Annotated in this window: 10 protein-coding genes and 1 pseudogene; 8 read left to right on the top strand and 3 right to left on the bottom strand. The window is 74.1% G+C overall.

Features of this window, described 5'->3' with window-relative positions; genetic code table 11:
* Window positions 1–7: 7 nt before the first annotated feature.
* The 8 genes and pseudogenes from ABZ573_RS24615 to ABZ573_RS24580 form a co-directional block, all read left to right on the top strand.
* Window positions 8–1,891 (top strand): annotated as a pseudogene (locus tag ABZ573_RS24615) (amino acid adenylation domain-containing protein); the annotation flags it as partial.
* A complete protein-coding gene (locus ABZ573_RS24610) occupies window positions 1,888–8,355 on the top strand; it encodes an amino acid adenylation domain-containing protein (protein ID WP_358121301.1) in 6,468 nt (2,155 codons plus the stop codon). The pseudogene ABZ573_RS24615 and the gene ABZ573_RS24610, both read left to right, overlap by 4 nt.
* 46 nt (window positions 8,356–8,401) lie before the next feature.
* Entirely contained in the window at window positions 8,402–9,679 is a 1,278-nt protein-coding gene (locus tag ABZ573_RS24605; RefSeq protein WP_358121299.1) for an MFS transporter, read from the top strand.
* A gap of 2 nt (window positions 9,680–9,681) precedes the next feature.
* Complete coding sequence (gene panD / locus ABZ573_RS24600; protein ID WP_358121297.1) at window positions 9,682–10,137, top strand: aspartate 1-decarboxylase; 456 nt, start codon at window positions 9,682–9,684, stop codon at window positions 10,135–10,137.
* Window positions 10,124–11,140 carry a 2,3-diaminopropionate biosynthesis protein SbnA gene (gene sbnA, locus ABZ573_RS24595; protein WP_151456348.1) on the top strand — a complete coding sequence of 339 codons (1,017 nt, stop codon included), beginning with the start codon at window positions 10,124–10,126 and terminating at the stop codon, window positions 11,138–11,140. Before panD ends, sbnA begins: the two co-directional genes overlap by 14 nt.
* Window positions 11,134–12,135, top strand: coding sequence for a 2,3-diaminopropionate biosynthesis protein SbnB (gene sbnB / locus ABZ573_RS24590; protein ID WP_358121294.1), 1,002 nt, complete (start codon window positions 11,134–11,136; stop codon window positions 12,133–12,135). Before sbnA ends, sbnB begins: the two co-directional genes overlap by 7 nt.
* Window positions 12,125–15,292, top strand: a complete 3,168-nt coding sequence (locus ABZ573_RS24585; protein ID WP_358121292.1) for an amino acid adenylation domain-containing protein — start codon at window positions 12,125–12,127, stop codon at window positions 15,290–15,292. The genes sbnB and ABZ573_RS24585 overlap by 11 nt, the downstream gene beginning before the upstream one ends.
* A gap of 64 nt (window positions 15,293–15,356) precedes the next feature.
* A complete protein-coding gene (locus tag ABZ573_RS24580) occupies window positions 15,357–15,566 on the top strand; it encodes a LuxR C-terminal-related transcriptional regulator (protein WP_121401277.1) in 210 nt (69 codons plus the stop codon).
* 15 nt (window positions 15,567–15,581) lie between these two features.
* Here the strand turns inward: ABZ573_RS24580 and ABZ573_RS24575 are convergent, their stop codons facing one another.
* The 3 genes from ABZ573_RS24575 to ABZ573_RS24565 all read right to left on the bottom strand — a co-directional run.
* The gene (locus tag ABZ573_RS24575; protein WP_327028846.1) at window positions 15,582–16,178 is read right to left on the bottom strand and encodes a response regulator transcription factor; all 597 of its coding nucleotides are present in this window, start codon (window positions 16,176–16,178) and stop codon (window positions 15,582–15,584) included.
* A 213-nt stretch (window positions 16,179–16,391) separates the two neighbouring features.
* Entirely contained in the window at window positions 16,392–17,351 is a 960-nt protein-coding gene (locus ABZ573_RS24570) for an electron transfer flavoprotein subunit alpha/FixB family protein (protein ID WP_358121289.1), read from the bottom strand.
* Window positions 17,352–17,363: 12 nt separating this feature from the next.
* Window positions 17,364–17,858: electron transfer flavoprotein subunit beta/FixA family protein (locus ABZ573_RS24565; RefSeq protein ID WP_358121287.1), on the bottom strand; the 495-nt coding region annotated here is incomplete at its 5' end.

Here is a 17,858-nt window from a genome sequence, read left to right as displayed (position 1 = left end):
GGCGAAGCTGACCGCGGCCGACGGGCACCGGGTCCCGACAGGGTGGAACGACACCGAGGTCGCGTACCCGACCGACCCGTGCCTGCACGAGCTGTTCGAGGAGCAGGTACGGCGTACCCCGGACGCGATCGCCGTGGTGTCCGACGAGCGGACCGTCCGCTACGCGGAGCTGGACCGCGAGGCCGACCGGCTCGCGCGCCGGCTGCGGGCGGCCGGGGTGCGCGCGGAGTCGGTGGTGGGGGTGTGTCTGCACCGGGGGGTCGACCTGGTGGTGGCGCTGCTGGGGGTGCTCAAGGCGGGCGGCGCCTACCTCCCGGTGGAACCGGACCAGCCGGCCGACCGGATCCGCTACCTGCTGACCGACTCGAAGGCGACGACCGTCGTCACCGGCCCGGGCGTCGACCACGAGCCGCTGGCCGCCGCCACCGGCGCCCCGATCCGGGTCGACGACGACCACCGGGGGCTGCCGGACGGCGCCCCGGAGCCGGTCGTGGGTCCGGCCAACGCCGCCTACGTCATCTACACCTCCGGCTCCACCGGCCGCCCGAAGGGCGTGGTCGTGGAGCACCGCGCGATCGTCAACCGGGTGCGCTGGATGCCGGACGCCCTCGGCGCCGACGGCGGCGTGGTGCTCCAGAAGACGCCGTACGGCTTCGACGTCTCGGTGTGTGAGCTCTTCTCCCCGCTGACCACCGGGGCGACGCTGGTGACGGCCCGTCCCGGCGGGCACCGCGATCCGGCGTACCTGGCCCGGGTGGTGGCCGAACGGCAGGTCACCTCGATCCGGTTCGTGCCGTCGATGCTGCGCGCGTTCCTGGACGTGCTGCCCGCCGGCCGGACCAGCCTGCCGTCGATCCGGTGGGTGCTGTGCAGCGGCGAGGCGCTCCCCGCCGACCTGGTGGCCGCGGCGCACGACCGGCTCGACTGCGAGGTGGTCAACCTCTACGGGCCGACCGAGGCGGCGGTCGAGGTGACCAGCACCCGCTGCCTGCCCGGCGAGGCGGTGACCATCGGCCGGCCGGTGGCCAACACCCGCACGTACATCGTGGACGACGAGCTGCGGCCGGTGCCGGTCGGTGAGCCCGGGGAGCTGGTGCTCGCCGGGATCCAGCTCGCCCGGGGCTATCTCGGCCGGCCGGGACTGACCGCCGCCTGCTTCGTCCCCGACCCGTTCGCCGACCGGCCCGGACAGCGCATGTACCGCACCGGCGACCGGGCCCGGTACCTGCCGGACGGCAGCATCGAGTACCTGGGCCGGCGGGACCACCAGGTGAAGATCAGGGGCTTCCGGATCGAGCTGGGCGAGATCGAGGCGGTGCTCGGCCAGCATCCCGCCGTCCGCGCCGCCGTGGTGGACGTGCACCACGGCGCGGTCGGCGGCCCGCAGCTCGTCGCGTACCTGCTGCCGGCCGGAGCCGGGCCGGCCGACCACCGGGCGGTTCGCGCGTACCTGGCCGAGCGGGTGCCGGAGCACATGGTCCCGCAGAGCTGGGTGACGCTCGACGAGCTGCCCCTGACCGGCAGCGGGAAGGTCGACCGTCGGCGGCTGCCGGAGCCCGCCCCGCCCGGCCCGGTCACCGACGGACCGGCGGTGGCGCCGCGTACCCCCACGGAACGGGCGGTCGCCGAGGTGTGGGCCGAGGTGCTGGGCGTCGACCGCTGCGGGATTCACGACGACTTCTTCGACCTCGGCGGTCACTCCCTGCTGGCCACCCAGGTCGTCGCGCTGCTGCACGAACGGTTCCCGGTCGACCTGCCGGTCAGCGCGGTCTTCGAGGCACCGACCGTGGCGGAGCTGGCGACGGTGCTCCAGCGGGCCGTCGAGGAACGGGTGGCGGGGATGTCCGAGTCCGAATTGGAGACGATGTTGGCGCAGGTGGGCAAGGAATGACGACTCCCGAGGACCCGTCCCCGACCTCGACCGACGCCCGTCGTCGGGCGCTGGTGGAGGCGCTGCTGGCCGGGCGGGCCCCGGACCGGTCGCCGGCCACCCCGAGTTCACCGCGGCGGCCGACCGGCCCGCTGCCGCTGTCCTACCCGCAGCAGGGGGTGTGGCTGCTCGACCAGATCCGGCCCGGCGGCGCGGAGTACGTCGTGCCGTTCAGCTGGCGGTTGACCGGCCCGCTGGACCCGGTGGCCCTCCGCGACGCCTGGTGGGAGGTCGTCCGGCGGCACGAGGTGCTGCGGACCCGCTACCGGGTCGTGGACGGCCGGCCGAGCCAGGTGGTCGGCCCGCCCGAGCCGGTCGAGCTGCCGGTGGTCGACCTGACCGGCTGCGCCCCGGCGCAGCGGCGCGAGCGGCTGGATTCGCTGATCCGGAACGAGGCGAACACCCCGTTCGACCTGGGTCGGGACGCGCCGCTGCGGGTCCGGCTGGTCCGGCTCGCCGAGGACGAGCACGTCATGGTGCTGGTCGCCCACCACATCGCGTTCGACGGCTGGTCGGTCGGCGTGCTGGCCCGGGAACTCGGCGCGCTCTACCCCGCGCTCGTCGCCGGCGAGCCGTCCCCGCTCGCCCCGCCGCCAATCCAGTACGCGGACTTCGCGGTGCGGCAGCGGGACCGGGCGGCCGGCCTGACCGGGCAGCTCGACCACTGGCGCGACCGGCTGGCCGGCCTCGTGCCGCTGGAGCTGCCGACCGACCGGCCGCGCCCGGCCGTGCAGGACCCCCGGGGCGCGACGCTGCCGTTCACCGTGCCGGCCGACCTCGGTCGCACCCTCGCCTCGATCGGGCGGCGGCACCGGGCGACCCCGTTCATGGTGCTGCTGGCGGCGTTCCAGGTGCTGCTGGCCCGCTACACCGGGCAGACCGACGTCGCGGTGGGCACCCCGGTCGCCGGGCGTACCCGCCCCGAGGTCCAGGACCTGATCGGGTACTTCGTCAACACGCTGGTGCTGCGGACCGACCTGTCCGGCGAGCCGACCTTCGTCGAGGTGCTGGCCCGGGTCCGGGAGACGGTGCTGGACGCGCAGTCCCACCAGGACGTGCCGTTCGAGCGGATCGTGGACGCGCTGTCCCCGGAACGGGACCTGTCGCGCAACCCGCTGTTCCAGACCATGTTCGTGATGCAGAACGCCACGGCGGCCGACTTCGCCGGGGCGGGGCTGCGCGCGCGGCAGGTGCCGACGCTCTGGCACACCGCCAAGTTCGACCTGACCGTGCAGGTGACCGAGGAGGCGGACGGCTCCTTCTCCGCCGTCGTCGAGTACGCGACGGCGTTGTTCGACGACGCGACCGCGCGGCGGCTGGCCGGGCACTACCAGCGGTTGCTGAGCGCCGTCGCCACCGACCCGGACGCCCCGGTCACCCGGCTGCCCCTGCTCACCGAACCCGAGACCGCCCAGCTCGCGGCCTGGAACGACACCGCCGTCGAGCACCCCCGCCACACGCTGCTGCACCGGCTGATCGAGGCGCAAGCCGACGCCACCCCGGACGCGGTCGCCGTGCTCGACGACGACGAGGAGCTGACGTACGCCCAGCTCGACGCCCGCGCCAACCAGCTCGCCCACCGGCTGATCGCCCTCGGCGTCGGCCCTGAGCGGATCGTCGCCGTCAGCGCGCGACGCCGCGTCGCGCTCGCCGTGGCCCTCGTCGCCGTGCTCAAGACCGGCGCCGCCTACCTGCCGCTCGACCCCGGCCACCCCGTCGAGCGGCTGCGCTGGATGCTCGCCGACGCCGGCGACCCCGTCACCCTGGTCGACGCCCCGGACCAGCACGACTGGTCCCCCGGCCCACGGGTCCACCTCGACGACCCGACGCTCGCCGACGAACCCGCCGGACGACCCGGCGTCACCACCGACGACCGCAGCCCCGCCTACCTGATCTACACCTCGGGCTCCACCGGCCGCCCCAAGGGCGTCCTCGTCGACCACCGCGCCATCGTCAACCGGCTCCGCTGGATGCAGGACACCTACCGGCTCGACCACACCGACCGGATCCTGCAGAAGACCCCGCACACCTTCGACGTCAGCGTGTGGGAGTTCTTCTGGCCCCTGACCACCGGCGCCGCCCTCGTCATGGCCCGCCCCGACGGACACCGCGACCCCGCCTACCTCGCCGAGACCATCGACCGGCGGCGCATCACCACCGTCCACTTCGTGCCCTCGATGCTGCGCGCCTTCACCGGCCACCTCGCCGCCACCCGCACCGCCCTGCCCCACCTGCGCCGCGTCGTCTGCTCCGGCGAGGCGCTGACCGACGACCTCGCCACCGCCGTGCACGCCCACCTCGACGTCGAGCTGCACAACCTCTACGGACCCACCGAGGCCGCCGTCGACGTGACGGCCGCCCGCGTCCACCCCGGGCAGACCGTCACCATCGGCAGCCCCATCGCCAACACGGGCGCCCACATCCACGACCCCTGGGGCAACCCGGTCCCCGTCGGCGTACCCGGAGAGCTCCTGCTCACCGGCGTGCAGCTGGCCCGCGGCTACCACCGCCGGCCCGCGCTCACCGCCGCACGCTTCATCCCCGCCGACGACGGGGAACGCGCCTACCGCACCGGCGACCAGGCCCGCTGGCGCCCGGACGGCACGATCGAGTACCTCGGCCGCCTCGACCACCAGGTCAAGGTCCGCGGCAACCGCATCGAACTCGGCGAGATCGAGGCCACCCTCGCCGACCACCCCGGCGTCCGCACCGCCGTCGTGCACCCCCACGGCCCCGGCGACGACCGGCAGCTCGTCGCCTACCTCGTCGCCGCCGACGGCCACCCCGTCGACGCCGACACCCTGCGCACCCACCTGCGCGCGCGGCTGCCGGAGTACATGGTCCCCACCCACTGGGTCACGCTCACCGAACTCCCCCTGACCAGCAGCGGGAAGATCGACCGCAACGCGCTCCCCCCGCCCGGCACGCACGCCGCGCGCAGCGGCGGGCACACCCCACCGGGCACCCCCACCCAGCACCTGATCGTGGCCGCCTACGCCCGGGCCCTCGCCGGGAACGGCGGACCGATCGGCATCCACGACCGCTTCTTCGACATCGGCGGCGACAGCATCCGCGCCATCCGGGTCGTCGGGAACCTCCGCGACCAGGGGCTCGACCTCACCGTCACGGACCTCTTCCGGTACCGGACGGTCGCCGAGCTCGCCGCGGCCGTCGACGCCCGGGAGGGCGGGCTGCCGGCCGAGGCCACCCGCCTGGTGGACCGGTTCGCGCTCATCGGCGAGGAGGACCGGGCCCGATTGCCCGAGGGCGTCGTCGACGCGTACCCGCTGTCGATGGCGCAGGCCGGCATGGCGTACGAGATGCTCGCCGACCCGACCGGCGAGCTGTACCTGAACAGCCTCTGCTACCCGGTCGAGGGCGACGCGCTCTCGCTGCCCGCCCTGCGCGCCGCCGCCCAACTGCTCGCCGCCCGGCACGAGATCCTGCGGGCCTCGATCGACCTGACCTCCTACCGCGAACCGCTCCAGCTGATCCACCCGAACGCGGAGATCCGGGTCGGCCACACCGACCTGCGGGACCTGCCGGCCGCCGAGGTGGAGAGCACGGTGGCCCGGCTGGTCGCCGAGGAGCGCCGGGACCGCTTCGACCTGGGCACGCCGTCGCTGCTGCGGCTGCACGCCTACCAGCTGGCCGACGACCGGTGGCGGCTGCTGGTCAGCTACAGCCACGCCATCCTGGACGGCTGGAGCCAGAACTCGCTGGTCCCGGAGCTGCTGGCGTACCACCGGCGGATCCGCGACGGGCAGGATCCCCGGCCCGCCCCGGTGCCGGCCGTCCGGTTCGCCGACGCGGTGGCGCTGGAGCGCCGCGCGGTGGCCGCCGGGGTGGACCGCGAGTTCTGGGCGTCGCGGGTACGGACCCACGAGCGGCTGAGCGTCCCGGCGGCGTGGGCGGGTGCGGGTGCCCGGTACCGGGCGGTGCGGCTGCCCTTCGCCGACCTGATGCCGGGGCTGCGGGAGCTGGCCCGGACGGCGGACGTACCGCTGAAGAGCCTGCTGTTCACCGCGCACCTGGCCGTGCTGGGCGTCGTGACCGGGCAGCGGCGCTTCCACAGCGGGCTGGTCTGCAACGGGCGGCCCGAGCTGACCGACGGCGACCAGGTGCGGGGCATGTTCCTCAACACCGTGCCGTTCACGGTGGAGCTGACCGCGTCGACCTGGGCCGAGCAGGCCCGCCGGGTCTTCGCCGGGGAGGTCGCGCTCTGGCCGCACCGGCACTACCCGCTGCCGGCGATGCAACGCGAGTGGGGCGAGCAGAAGCCGCTGGTGGACGTCTTCTTCAACTACACCGACATGCACGTGCTCGACCTCGACGGCATCGACCGGTCGGCGATCACCGACACCACCCCGAACGAGTTCGGCCTCTCGGTGTCCAGCGAGCCCGGTCAGCTGATCATCGAGGCCGGCACCGACCGGATCTCCGACGGCCACCTGGACCTGCTCACCCGGACCTACCGCCGGGTGCTGGAGGCGATGGTCGCCGACCCGGCGGGTGATCCGCGCCGGTGCGGGCTGCCCGAGCCCGACCGGCGCGCCCTGCTCGGCCTCGGCGCCGGCGGACCGCGGCCGGTCCCGGACGGGACGCTGCCCGAGTGGGTCGCCCGGCAGGTGGCGGCCACCCCGGACGCGGACGCGGTGGTCTTCGGCGCCGACGTGCTCAGCTACGCCGAGCTGGACCGCCGGACCAACCGCCTCGCGCACCACCTGCGGGAGCTGGGCGTCGGGCCGGGGACGCTGGTCGGGGTGCACCTGAACCGGAGCGCGGACCTGGTGGTGGCGTTCCTCGCGGTGCTGGCCGCCGGTGGCGCGTACCTGCCGCTGGACCCGGACTACCCGGCGCAGCGGACCGCCTTCATGCTGGCCGACGCCGGCGCGCAGGTGATGGTGACCGAGACCGCGCTGGCCGGGCGGCTGGACACTGCCGGGATCCGGACGGTGCTGCTGGACGCGGAGCGGGCGGCCATCGCCGCCCGTCCCGAGCGCCGGCTGCCCGACGGGCCGGCCGCCGACGACCTGGCGTACGTCATCTACACCTCCGGTTCGACCGGCACCCCGAAGGGGGTGATGATCAGCCACCGGGGGCTGGGCAACTTCCTCGCCGCGATGCGGCACCGGCCGGGTCTGCCGGCGGGGGCCACCGTGGTCGGCCTGACCACCGTGTCGTTCGACCCCTCGGTGCTGGAGCTGTACCTGCCGCTGCTGGTCGGCGGCCGGGTGGTGGTGGCCGACGCGGAGCAGACCCGGGACCCGCAGCGGATGGCCGAGCTGATCCGCGCCGCCGGGCCGGCGGTGCTCCAGGCCACCCCGGTGACGTACCGGATGCTGCTGGACTCCGGCTGGTCCGCACCGCCGGGTGCGACCGTGCTCTGCGGCGGCGAGAAGCTGCCGACCGAGCTGGCGGTCCGGCTCGCCTCGACCGGGGCCACCGTGTGGGACATCTACGGGCCGACCGAGACCACGGTCTGGTCGACCACGACCCGGCTGGCCCCCGACGGCCGACCCGTCGACTTCGGCATGGCCCCGAACGCCGGGCTCCACATCCTGGACGAGCGGCTGGAGCCGGTACCGGTCGGCGTCCCCGGTGAGATCCACATCGGCGGGGACGGGGTGGCCTGGGGCTACCGGGGCCGGCCCGCCCTCACGGCGGAGAAGTTCGTTCCCGACCCGCACTCCACGGCGCCGGGCGCGCGCATGTACCGCACCGGCGACCTGGCCCGCTGGCACGCCGACGGGCACCTGGAGATCCTCGGCCGCGTCGACCACCAGGTGAAGATCCGGGGACACCGGATCGAACCGGCCGAGGTCGAGGCGGCGCTGCTGGCCCACGAGCACGTCCGGGCCGCCGTGGTGCACCCGCAGCGGTACGGCGGGGAGCAGGAGCTGGTCGCGTACCTGGTCGGCGGGGGGCGGCACCCGGTACCGGGCGACGCGGAACTCCGCGAGTTCCTGCTCCGTACGCTGCCGGACTACCTGTGCCCGGCCGCCTACGTGGCGCTGGACGCCTTCCCGCTCACCCCGACCGGCAAGGTCGACCGCAACGCCCTGCCGGTGCCGCGACCCGGTGCCGGCGGGCGGAGGGAACCCGTGCGGGTCGCGCCGCGTACCGCCGACGAGCGGACGGTCGCGCAGGTGTGGGGCGAGGTGCTCGGCACCGGCGAGGTCGGCGTGCACGAGAACTTCTTCCAGGTCGGCGGGCATTCGCTGCTGGCCACCCGGGTCGCGGTCCGGCTGCGGGACCTGCTCCGCGTCGACGTGCCGGTCCGGGCCCTGTTCGACCACCCGACCGTCGCCCGGCTGGTCGGGGCGCTGCCCGGCTATCCGAAGCTGGGCGACCGGCCGGCGGTCCCCAGGCTGACCGCCCGGAGCCGGCTGGCCGACGTCGCCGCCCGCCGGGGTGCCCGGTGACCGCGCGCGGGGGCACCGCTGGTCGCCGCCGGATCGGTGGCGACCGGTGAGCCGGGTCGACGCTCCGGTCGTCGGGGAGCGGATCCCGCCGCTGCACCGCAACCGGGACTTCCTGCTGCTGTGGAGCGGGTCGGCGGTCTCCATGCTCGGCTCGACCGCGTCGCTGGTGGCGTACCCGCTGCTGGTGCTGGCGCTGACCGGCTCGCCGGGGGCCGCCGGGCTGGCCGGTTTCGTGGCGCTGCTACCGACGCTGCTGTTCCAGCTGCCGGCCGGGGCGCTGGTGGACCGGTGGGACCGCAGGCGGGTGATGATCTGGTGCGACGTGCTGCGGGCCCTGGGGGTGGGCAGCATCGTGGCGGCGATCGCCGTCGACGAGCTGCACCTGTGGCACGTGCTGGCCGTCGGTTTCGTCGAGGGGACGCTGTCGGTCGGGTACGAGCTGGCGGCCGGCGCGGCGATCCCTAACGTGGTACACCCGAGCCAGGTGACCACGGCGCTGTCGCGCAACGAGGCCCGGGAGCGGGCCGCGGTGATGGCCGGCACCCCGCTCGGCGGGGCGCTGTTCGGGCTGGGGCGGATCTGGCCGTTCGTACTGGACACCGTCTCCTACCTGGTCTCCCTGCTGACGCTGCTGTTCATCCGCCGCGACTTCCAGGCCGCACCGGGCGACGCGACCGACCCCGACACCCGTCCCGGGAAGCTGGCCGCCGAACTCACGCACGGGCTGCGGTGGTTGTGGGGGCAGCCGTTCCTGCGCACGGCCACCCTGCTGGTCGCCGGCAGCAACCTGCTGTTCCGCGTCCTGTTCCTGATCATCATCGTGGCGTTCGAGGCCGCCGGGGCGGCCCCGGCCGCCATCGGCCTGCTGCTCGGTGTGGCCGGCACCAGCGGGGTGCTCGGCTCACTGGTGGCGACGTGGTGCGCCGGGCGGTTCCCGATGCGCGCGATCGTCATCGCCGCGAACTGGGTGTGGGCGCTGATGACCTGCGTCATCGCCCTCACCGACGACCGCTACCTGATCGGCGCCGCGTACGCCCTGATGTGGTTCGTGGGGCCGATCTGGAACGTGGCGGTCGCCGGGTACCAGATGGCCATCACCCCCGACCGCATCCAGGGCCGGGTGCTCAGCGCGGTCAGCCTGCTGGCCAACGGCGCGGTCGCGCTCGGTTCCCTGGTCGGCGGCTTCCTGCTGGAGTCGCTCGGGCCGGCACCCGCCGCGTGGTCGATGGCCGTCTGGATGGTCCTGCTCGCCGCCCTGGCGACGCTCAGCCGCTCGATACGTCGAGCGGGCTTTCTGCCGATCGAGCCCTCAAGGAGGAGCTGAAGGTGTTGCGCACCATACTCAAGTCGAAGATCCACCGCGCGGTGGTCACCCAGGCCGACCTGCACTACGTCGGCTCGCTGACCATCGACGAGGATCTGATGGACGCCGCCGACCTGCTCGCCGGCGAGCAGGTGCACGTGGTGGACATCAACAACGGCGCCCGCCTGGAGACGTACGTCATCGCCGGCAGGCGCGGCAGCGGGGTCATCGGGATCAACGGGGCCGCCGCCCGGCTGATCCACCCCGGCGACCTGGTCATCATCATCAGCTACGCGGCGATGGCCGACCCGGACGCCAAGGGGTACTCGCCCCGGGTGGTGATGGTGGACGAGGCCAACCGGATGCTCGGCACCACCGACGACCCGGCCGAGGCGGTCCCCGGCACCGCGACCGTTCCCGGTAACACCCTGCGGGCCGCTACGGATCCCCGTAGCGGGAGTGAACATGCGGGCCGATGAGACCGACGTCGGCGGGGTGCTGACCACGATCGGCGGCTCCCCACTGGTCCGGCTCGACAAGCTCATGCCGGACGCCGCGTTCACCCTGTGGGCGAAGCTGGAGGCGCACAACCCGGGCGGCAGCATCAAGGACCGCTCGGCGTTGGGCATGCTCATCGACCGGCTGCGGACCGGGCAGCTGCAACCCGGCCGGTCGGTGGTGGTCGAGTCCAGTTCGGGCAATCTCGGCATCGGGCTGGCCCAGGTGTGCCGCTACTTCGGCATCCGGTTCATCTGCGTGGTGGACCCCCGCACGAACGCGCAGAACATCGCGGTCATGCGCGCGTTCGACGCCGAGGTGGAGGTGGTGACCCGCACCGACCCGGCCACGGGCGAGTACCTGCCGCAGCGCATCCGCCGGGTCCAGGAGCTGGTCGCGACCATCCCGAACGCCTGGTGGCCGGACCAGTACGGCAACCCGTTGAACCCCCGCGCCCACGAGACGACCATGCGGGAGATCGTCGAGGGGGTGCCCGCCCCGCTGGACTTCCTGTTCTGCGCGACCAGTTCCTGCGGCACACTGCGCGGCTGCGCCGACTACGCGCGCCGGCACGAGCTGGCGCTGACCATCGTCGCGGTGGACGCCGCGGGCAGCGCGATCTTCGGTGACCACCCCCCACGCAAGCGGCTCATCCCCGGCCACGGCGCGGGGGTCCGACCGAAGCTCTACCGGGACGGGCTGGCCGACAAGGTGATGCACGTCGACGACCTGGACTGCGTGGTCGGCTGCCGCCGGCTGGCCCGCCGGGAGGCCATCCTCGCCGGTGGCTCGTCCGGGGCGGTGGTGGCCGCCCTGGAGCAGTTGCGCGACCTGATCCCGGCCGGCGCGACCTGCGCGCTGATCTTTCCCGACCGGGGTGAGCGCTACCTGAACACGATCTACGACGACGACTGGGTGACCGGGCACTTCGGCGACGTCACCCACCTGTGGAGGGACCAAACCATGGACGTGCCGTCATGCTGATCGTGTCCGCCGGCGAGGTCCGGCAGATCCTGGCCGACCGGGAGGACGCCGTCCTGGACGCGGTCCGCCGCGCCTACGTCCTGCACGCGCGGGGGCGTACGGTGCTGCCGCACTCGGTGTTCCTGCGGTTCCCGGAAGACGCCCGCAACCGGATCATCGGGCTGCCCGCGTACCTGGGCGATGATTCCCCGGTCGCCGGCATGAAGTGGATCTCGTCGTTCCCCGGCAACGTCGACCGGGGGCTGGCCCGCGCCTCCGCCGCGATCGTCGTGAACTCGATGACCGACGGCCACCCGGTCGCCCTGATCGAGGGCTCCACGATCTCCGCCCGGCGAACCGCCGCCAGCGCCGCCCTGGCCGCCGGCGCCCTCGCCCCGCCCGCCTGCGGCGTCTCCCTGATCGGCTGCGGCGTGATCAACTTCGAGGTGCTGCGGTTCCTCCGCGCGGCGCTGCCCGGCCTGACGGAGGTGACCGTCTTCGACCTGGACGCCGGGCGGGCCGCCGCGTTCGCCCGGCGCTGCGCGCGGTGGGACCTGACGGTGCGCGTCGCCGGCGGCGTCGAGGAGGCGCTCGGCGCCCACCCGCTGGTCAGCCTGGCCACGACGGCGGGCGTACCGCACCTGGGGCTGGCGCACTGCCGCCCCGGGGCACTCGTGCTGCACCTGTCGCTGCGGGACATCTTCCCGGCGGACGTCCGCAGCGCGGTCAACGTCGTCGACGACGCCGACCACGTCTGCCGGGCGGCCACCTCGCTGCACCTGGCGGAGCAGGAGACCGGCAACCGCGACTTCATCGCCGCCGGCATCGGCGAGATCCTGGACGGGGCCGGCTGGCGGCACGGCCCGGAACGGGTCACCGTCTACTCGCCGTTCGGCCTGGGCGTGCTCGACCTCGCCGTGGCCGAGCTGGTGCGGCGGGCCGCGGAACGCGACGGCGTCGGCACCCGCCTGCCGGACTTCCTGACCACCCCGCCGGAGGACCCGGATGCCGACTGAGCCGGGCGTCGCACCGTGGAACGACACGGCCAGGAGCTACCCGGGGCAGCCGGCCCTGCACGAGCTGGTGCACGGGCAGGCGGCGCACACCCCGGCCGCCGTCGCGGTGGTCACCGAACGGGAGCAGCTCAGCTACGCCGAACTGGTGCGGCGGGCCGACCAGCTCGCCGACCTGCTGGTCTCGCGGGGCGTCGGCCCCGAGTCCCGGGTCGGGGTGTGCCTGCACCGGGGCGGCGACCTGGTGGTGGCCCTGCTCGGCGTCCTCACCGCGGGAGCCGCCTACGTGCCGCTGGACCCGGAGCACCCGGCCCGGCGGATCGCCCTGCTGGTGGCCGACGCCGGGCTGGACACCGTGGTGACCGACCCGGGCCTGCCGGCCCTCGCCGAGGCGGGCCGGAGCATCGCCACCGTGTCGGTGGGCGGGGGTACCCCCGGCCGGCCGGCCCGGGCGCCGCGGGTCACCGTCGACGCGGAGCATCCGGCGTACGTCATCTACACCTCCGGGTCCACCGGCCGACCCAAGGGCGTGGTGATCCCGCACCGGGCCATCGTCAACCGGGTCCGCTGGGGGCTGGACGCGCATCCGCTGGGCCCCGACGACCGGGTCCTCCAGAAGACCCCGTACGGCTTCGACGTCTCGGTGCCGGAGATCTTCGGCACCCTGGCCGCCGGCGCACGGCTGGTGATGGCCCGCCCCGGCGGACACCGCGACCCCGCCTACCTGATCGACACGATCCGCCGGTACGGGATCACCGCGGTCCACTTCGTACCGTCGATGCTGCGGGCGTTCCTCGCCGAGGTCCGCGACACCGGCGCCCGTTTGCCCACCCTGCGCCGGATCGTGTGCAGCGGCGAGGAACTCACCGGTGACCTGGTCACCGAGGCCGACGAGCTGATCGGCTGCGAGCTGCTCAACCTCTACGGCCCGACCGAGGCGGCGGTGGAGGTGACCGGTTCGTGCTGCCGGGCGGGTGAGCCGGTCAGCATCGGCCACGCGGTGGCGAACACCCGCACCCACATCCTGGACGAGCGCGGCGATGCGGCGGAGGTCGGCGAGCTCTGCCTGGCCGGGGTCCAGCTCGCCCGGGGCTACCTGGGCCGGCCCGGGCTGACCGCCGAGAGGTTCGTCCCCGACCCGTTCGGCCCGCCCGGCACCCGGCTGTACCGCACCGGGGACCTGGCCCGGCGGCTGCCCGACGGGGCGGTGGACTACCTGGGCCGGATCGACCACCAGGTCAAGATCCGGGGCCACCGGGTCGAGCTGGGTGAGATCGACGCGGCGCTGCGTACCGTGCCGGGGGTACGGGCCGCCGCCACGGCCGTGCACGCCGGGCAGCTCGTCGGGTACGTGGTGGCCGGCGCCGTCCCCGGCGTCCGGGTGCTCCGGGCCCACCTCGCCGAGCGGCTGCCCGGGCACATGGTGCCGTCGGCGTTCGTGGCCGTGCCGGCGTTGCCGGTCGGGCCGAGCGGCAAACTGGACCGGGCGGCCCTGCCGGCGCCCGACGGGCACCGGCTCGCCGACGGCGAGCGGGTCGACCCGCGTACCGACGACGAGCGCCGGCTCGCCGGTATCTGGGCCGAGGTGCTCGGCGCCGGGCCGGTCGGGGTGCACGACACCTTCGTGGAGCTGGGCGGCGACTCGCTGGCGGCCACCCGGGTCTGCTCCCGCCTGCGCCACCTGTGGGGCCGGTCGCTCTCCCCCGCCGACGTGCTCACCGCCACCGTGGCCGACCTCGTCGGGGCCGGCCGGGCGGCGGCCGGCACCGGTGCCGCAACCGGCGCGACCGTGCCGCCGGGCGCACCGGACGTCGACGCCGACCGGTCGGCCACCGGGGCCCTCAGCGCCGCCCAGCACCGGATCTGGTTCGCCGACCAGCTCGATCCGGGATCGACCACCTACACGATCACCGAGTCCTACCGGCTGCGCGGACCGGTCGACGTCGACGCGCTGCGCGCCGCCCTGGCGGACACGGTGCGCCGGCATCCGGCCCTGCGGACCACCTTCCGGTCCCGGCGCGGCGTGCCGTACGCGGAGATCGGGCCGGACGCCCGGGTGCCGGTCGAGGTGCGCACCGTCGCCGACCTCACCGAGGCGCGGGCGGCCGTCGATCGGCTCGCCGCCGTGCCGTTCGCGCTCGCCGAGGGGCCGCTGCTGCGGGTCACCCTGCTGCGGCTGGCCCCCGAGGAGCACGTCCTGGCCGCCACCGTCCACCACGTCGTCGCCGACGACTGGTCGATGGACGTGCTGTGGCGCGACCTCTGCCAGGCGTACGCGCGCCGCCGCCGGGGCGACACGGCGGCCGTCGACCCGCTGCCGCCGGCCCCACTGCCGGCGACCGACCCGGCCGACCTCGACTACTGGCGCCGGCACCTCGCCGGCGCGCCGCCCACCCTGGACCTCCCGACCGACCTGCCCCGACCGGCGCGACTGCGGCAGAGCGGGGCCACCGTCCGGTTCGGCCTGTCGGCGGAGACCACCGCCGCGGTGCGGACGCTGGCCCGGGCCACCGGCTCGACCCCGTTCATGGTGCTGCTCACCGCGTTCACCGTGCTGATCGGACAGCTCGCCGGCCGCGACGACCTGGTGGTCGGCACGTTCGCCGCGAACCGCGACACGGAGGCGGCCGAGAACGGGATCGGGATGTTCGCCAACACCCTCGCCCTGCGGGTGCCCTGCCCGCCCGAGGCGGCCTTCACCGACCTGCTGCTGCGGGTACGTGACGTGGCGCTGGCCGGGTACCGGCACCAGGGCTTCCCCTTCGACCGGCTGGTGACGGCGCTGCGTCCGAAGCGCGACCTGGGCCACAACCCGCTGGTCCAGGTCGCCTTCCAGACTCTCGGCGACCTGACCGGTCGGCTCCGGCTGCCCGGGGTGACCGCCGAGCCGTTCCGGCACGGTCAGGGCGGTTCCCCCTTCGACCTGCTGCTCACCGTACGGGGGGAAGGAACGCGGCTGACCGGGTGCCTGCAGTACCACGACGTCCTGTTCACCGCCGATCGGGCCGCTTCGTTCGCCGCCGGCTTCAGCGGGATCCTCGCCGCGGCGGTGCGCCGTCCGGAGGAGGCGGTCGGGCGGTTGGCCCGGCAGTGGGTCGTGGGCACCGGTGCGGAAAATGCGGGGGCGGCGGCCGGCAATCTGGGTGCGGCGGCCCGATGAGCGAGCGACGAGCCGTTCCTAGCCTGGGTCGGTAGGTCACCACCACACGGCCCAGGAGACGATCATGAGGAACGCGTCGAAGCCCGTACTCACCGCCCAGCAGCTCCGGGTGCTCGAACTCGTCGCCGAGGGGTACGACAACGCGGGGATCGCGCGGGAACTGCGCTGCTCACCACACAGCGTGAAGAACATGATCTACGACCTCATGGCCCGGTTGCAGGTCTCCAACCGGGTCCACGCGACCGCGTACGCCATCCGGCACGGGCTGATCTGACCCGGCGCGTCCGGCTCAGATGAGCCCCTCGCGCAGGGCGCACGCCACGGCGTGCGCCCTGTTGCGCACCTGCCACCGGTGCGTGATCGTGTGCACGATGCCGGTCACGGTGCGGACCGAGTAGGCCAGCGAGCGGGCGATCTCCTCGGTCTCGTGCCCGTCGGCGAGCATGAGCAGCACCGCCCGCTCCCGCTTGGTGAGCTGCCGGGCCGCCGGCCGTTCCGGGGCCCGCTCGTCGGCCCGGGTCAGCAGGTCCCCCAGCAGGTCCGACGGCACGGTGAAGCTGCCTCCGGCCGTCGCCCGGATCGCCGGACGCAGCCGGTCCGGGCGGACCTCACAACGGCGCAGCAGCCCGCCGGCACCCGCCGCCACGGCCTCGACCACGTCCGACTCCCGCAACGTGTCGGCCACCAGCAGCACCCGCCGGCCGGCGCGGGACAGCGAGCGCAGCAGGACCAGCACCGCGTCGCCGACCTCGTCGGTCACCACCAGCACCACGTCCGGCCGGTCGACCACCACGGTCAGCTCCGGGCACACCCGCACCATCTCGTCGACACCGACCCGTACCGCCGGGTCGGCGGCGATGACCTGCACCCGTACCTGCTCGTCCATGCGCACCACTCCAGGAAACTCGTCGCTGACGGACGGCAACGAGAATGTCACCGCGCCTGCGGCGACCGGTACGGGGAACGGCCCCCATATTCTCGGCATCCCCGGACAGCTTCCGCACCCGGCCGCGCGCAACGTCGCGATCAGGCTCTTTCCCGATGCCCTATGACGAGCAGGTGGGAGGGATCCGCCGTAGGCATCATCGACACTGCCGTGTCACGTGCGCTTGCGGATCTCGTCCGCGGCCTGCGGGACGATCTTGAACAGGTCGCCCACCACACCGAAGTCGGCCAGCTCGAAGATCGGCGCCTCGCCGTCCTTGTTGACCGCGACGATCGTCTTCGACGTCTGCATACCCGCCCGGTGCTGAATCGCACCCGAGATACCGAGCGCCACGTAGAGCTGCGGGGACACCGTCTTGCCGGTCTGACCCACCTGGAACTGGTGCGGGTAGTAACCGGAGTCCACAGCCGCGCGCGACGCCCCCACGGCGCCGCCGAGCAGGTCGGCCAACTCCTCGACCAGCTTGAAGTTGTCGGCGTTACCCACACCACGACCACCGGAGACCACCACACCGGCCTCGGTCAGCTCCGGACGCGAACCCTTCTGCTCGGCGACCCGCTCGACGACCCTGGCCAGCTTGTCGGTGTCCGCCACCGCGACGGTGAGCTGCTCGACGGCCGGAGTGGCCGCCGCCGGGACCGGATTCACCGAGTTCGGCCGGACCGTCACCAGCGGCAGGCCGCGGGTGACCTTGGACTTGACGATCGTGGACCCGGCGAAGGCCACCTGCGTGGCCGTGCCGTCAGCGGCCAGGCCGACCACGTCGGTCAGGATGCCGTTGTCCAACTTCACCGCCAGCCGGGCAGCGATCTCCTTGCCCTCCTGCGACGACGCCAACAGCACCGCCGCCGGCTGCACGCGCGAGACCAGCTCGGCCACGACGGTCGCCTTCGGGGCCACCAGGTAGCCGTCGATCTCCTCGCTCTCGGCCGCGTAGATCTTCTCCGCGCCGTACTCACCCAACTTGGCGCTCAACGCCTCCGCGGCACCGGGGCCACCGAGCACGACCGCGCTCGCCGTGCCCAACTCGCGGGCCAGGGTGAGCATCTCCAGGGTGACCTTCTTGACGCCGAACTCCCGAGTGGCTTCGACGACGACGAGAACCTCAGACATGACCCCAACCCCTCACACGAACTTCTCGGTGGCGAGGAACTCGACCAGCTTCACGCCGCCGTCGCCCTCGTCGGTGATCTTCGCCCCACCGGAACGCGGCGGACGCTTGGTGTGCTCCAGCACGGCGCTGGTCGCGCCCTCGAAACCCACCTCGGCCGGGGCGACGCCGAGGTCACCCAGGGAGAGCGTCTGCACCGGCTTCTTCTTGGCGGCCATGATGCCCTTGAAGGACGGGTAGCGCGGCTCGTTGATGGTGTCCCAGACGGACACCACGGCGGGCGCGGTGGCGGTGACCACCTCGTAGCCCTCCTCGGTCTGCCGCTCCACGGTCAGGGTCGAGCCGTCCACGGTGAGCTTGCGGGCACCCGTCAGCGCCGCGATGCCCAACCGCTCGGCGAGCATGTGCGGCAGGACCTGCACCCGGCCGTCGGTCGACTCGCTGCCACACAACACCAGATCGGCGTTCAACTGACCGAGCGCGGCAGCGAGGACCTTCGACGTCGCCAC

The sequence above is a fragment of the Micromonospora sp. NPDC007220 genome, assembly GCF_040634035.1.
In the GTDB taxonomy this organism is placed as follows: Bacteria; Actinomycetota; Actinomycetes; order Mycobacteriales; family Micromonosporaceae; genus Micromonospora; species Micromonospora reichwaldensis.
The sequence above is the reverse complement of the archived record's forward strand: the minus strand, read 5'-3'. Positions and strand labels throughout refer to the sequence as shown.

Bases quoted from the DNA above. Each gene is read 5' to 3' on its own strand.
- ABZ573_RS24610 (WP_358121301.1), top strand. From the start codon at position 1,888: ATGACGACTCCCGAGGACCCGTCCCCGACCTCGACCGACGCCCGTCGT.
- sbnA (WP_151456348.1), top strand. From the start codon at position 10,124: ATGCGGGCCGATGAGACCGACGTCGGCGGGGTGCTGACCACGATCGGC.
- sbnB (WP_358121294.1), top strand. From the start codon at position 11,134: ATGCTGATCGTGTCCGCCGGCGAGGTCCGGCAGATCCTGGCCGACCGG.
- ABZ573_RS24585 (WP_358121292.1), top strand. From the start codon at position 12,125: ATGCCGACTGAGCCGGGCGTCGCACCGTGGAACGACACGGCCAGGAGC.
- ABZ573_RS24580 (WP_121401277.1), top strand. From the start codon at position 15,357: ATGAGGAACGCGTCGAAGCCCGTACTCACCGCCCAGCAGCTCCGGGTG.
- ABZ573_RS24575 (WP_327028846.1), bottom strand. From the start codon at position 16,178: ATGGACGAGCAGGTACGGGTGCAGGTCATCGCCGCCGACCCGGCGGTA.
- ABZ573_RS24570 (WP_358121289.1), bottom strand. From the start codon at position 17,351: ATGTCTGAGGTTCTCGTCGTCGTCGAAGCCACTCGGGAGTTCGGCGTC.